The organism is Sphingopyxis sp. HIX, from assembly GCF_001468285.1.
GTDB lineage: Bacteria > Pseudomonadota > Alphaproteobacteria > Sphingomonadales > Sphingomonadaceae > Sphingopyxis.
Genome location: NZ_LNSB01000089.1, coordinates 1 through 980 on the forward strand (window position 1 = coordinate 1; position 980 = coordinate 980).

At 71.4% G+C, this 980-nt stretch carries 1 protein-coding gene; it reads right to left on the reverse strand.

Annotated features, from left to right (window positions below; genetic code table 11):
- Nucleotides 1-980 (reverse strand): hypothetical protein (locus ATE62_RS23815; RefSeq protein WP_443028889.1); only part of this gene is annotated, 980 nt, incomplete at both ends.

Below are 980 nucleotides of genomic sequence, written 5' to 3' on the forward strand. Positions count from 1 at the left end.
GCCGTGGGCGATCGCCTCGCCTTCGGGGTCGCTGTCGCCGGGCTCGCCATCGACGATATGCTCGGCGTAGCGGGCGAACCAGATCTCGTCGCTGTCGCCGCGGCTGCCGTCGGGGTCGTCCGCGGGCGGGTGCCATTCGGCGTGGGCGAGGTCGCCGCCTTCCTCGTCCTCGATATCGATCAGGCCCGCGCCGGCGGCGAGCGGGATGACGATGTCGGGGTGGTACATGTGCCATTCGTGCTTCTGCGGATTAAGATAGGCGTCGGCGGCGCGGACCGCGTCCCAGTCGGTGCCGGGGCCGGTGAGCAGGTCCCAGGCGGCGCGCTTGACCGGGTCGTGCGAGATCGCGCGCTGGAAGAAGGTGCGGATGGTGCGGAGCTGGTCGTCGGCCGGGGTCGCCTGCGCCCTTTCCTGCTGGTGATCGTCGAAGCGGCGCTGGCGCTCCTCGGCCTGGCGTTCGGCTTCCCACTCCTTGCGCCAGCGGTCCTTGAGCCGGCGCACGCCGTGCGGGACGGCGGTCGCCGACACGCCGTCGGCAAGCGTGCCGGCGACGCTTTCGGGCAGGTGCGCGCCGACGATATGCTGCATCGCGCGAAGATGCGGGCGCCGCCGCTCCATGGTGGCGCGACCCTGGCTCGACCAGGTTTCGGGGACGCCGTAGATGGCATATTCCATGAGCAGGTCGGCGACGCGGCGCGCGCCCGCCTCGACCGCCTTGTCCCACGCTGCGGCGAAACTGGCGGCGCCGGCGCGCTTGCGCAGCTGGTAAAAGGCCGAGGTCGTGTGGCCCGCGGCCTTTGCCGCCATGCTCACCGCGCCGGTGCCGAGCAGATGCGCGATGAACAGCCGCTGCTTGTGCGCCGAAATGCCCGACCAGCGCTTGGTAAGCTGTTCGACGGGGGTGAATTCGAGCTCTTCGGGGAGGTTGTCGGGGTCGATCGCGGGGTCGTCCGCGGCCTCGTGGGCCGGGGGTGCGGGGA